This is a genomic window from Streptomyces sp. P5F9 (genome assembly GCF_057961495.1).
In genome coordinates this window covers 1-1,408 of sequence record NZ_JBXVPZ010000909.1, presented here as the reverse complement: position 1 = coordinate 1,408, position 1,408 = coordinate 1, and the positions used below count along the sequence as shown (strand labels likewise).

Below are 1,408 nucleotides of genomic sequence, written 5' to 3'. Positions count from 1 at the left end.
TCCGTGGCCGGCAAGGGAGTTGTGGCGCGTACCGGCGCTCCGGTCGCCCACGTGGGGCCGCCGCGGGCCACGACGCGGGCCATCGGGCCGGTCCAGCGGCCGGGGACGTGGGACTCGGCGGGGGCCGCGAAGGGGAGGGGGTCGCCCGACTCGTTCAGGACGACGCGGCGTACCGGGGAGTGCGAGACGACCTCCAGGTAAATGCTGTGAAATGCCGCGATGTTCTGCTCGACGGTGAACAGTTCGAGCGCTCGGGCGCGGGCGGCGGCGCCCAGGCGCTCACGGCGCTCGGGGTCGCGCAACAGGCTCACGCACGCCTCCGCGAGCGCCCGCGGATTGCGCGGGGGCACGACGAGCCCCGTACCGCCGATGACCTCGACCACCGCGCCGACATCCGTGGACACGGTCGCCCGGCCGCAGAACATGGCCTCGACGAGACTCAGAGGGAAGCCCTCGACGACACTCGACAGGACGATCACCGTGCCGGCCGCGTACGCCTCGGCGAGCGTGGGGGCTTCCGGGCCGCCGATCTCCTCGAAGGACACCGGGTTGTCGCCGACCGCGTGCACGCCCTCCGCCTCGTCGGGGAAGAGCTGTGCGGCCAGCGCCCGGCAGTGGCCCAGGTAGGCCTCACCTTCGGCACCGGACGGCGCGCCGACGATCCGCAGGCGCGCCTTGGGCTCGTCCTTGCGGATCTCCGCGAAGGCGTGGAGCAGGGAGATCAGGTCCTTCGCGGGTTCGACCCGGCCGACCCACACCAGCGTGTCCGGGTCCGCGCCGTCCGGCGCCTCGCCGACCTCCGCGAAGCGGGTCGCCTCCATGCCGGGGTGGACCGTGCGGAGCTTCGTACGGTCGGCGCCGCAGCGTTCCTGCCAGCGGCGGGTGTGGCTGTTGCCGGGGGTGATCAGCGTGGCCCGCCGGTAGATCTCGGCGGCCAGCCTGCCGTGGAAGGCGGCGAGGAGGGCCCGTACGGCGGGCGGCGCGTCGGCGGAGGCCAGGTAGTGCGTCCGCAGGTGTACGCCGTACTCGGTCACGAGCAGTGGTACGCCGGCGAAGTGCCGGGCGAGCAGTCCGGGCAGGGCCGCGGTACCGCCGGCGGTCGCGTGGCAGAGGTCCACGGACCCGAGGGCGTCGTCCTCGTACCAGTCGAGCGAGAGGGGGCGCAGGGCGCGTTCCAACTGCGCGGCGACGGTGAGGAGTTCGGGTACGCGCGCCTCACGTGCCCCACAGAGTGCGCCGGGCGCACGACAGGCGCGTTCCAGCGCACGTACGGCGCTCTCGGAGCGCAGCGCGGCCACGAGTCCGCCCTCGTCGCGGGCGAGTTCCGCGAGCCCGTACAGCGCGTTGGCGAAACGGTCCGCCACATCGGCGGAGGGCGCCCCCGGCTTACCCGGCCCCCCTTCCGCCA

The 1,408-nt window shown here is 74.1% G+C and carries 1 protein-coding gene; it reads right to left on the bottom strand.

Features of this window, described 5'->3' with window-relative positions:
- A partial coding sequence (locus AC31A1_RS51395; RefSeq protein WP_489659911.1) for a glycosyltransferase occupies positions 1-1,408 on the bottom strand: 1,408 nt, incomplete at both ends.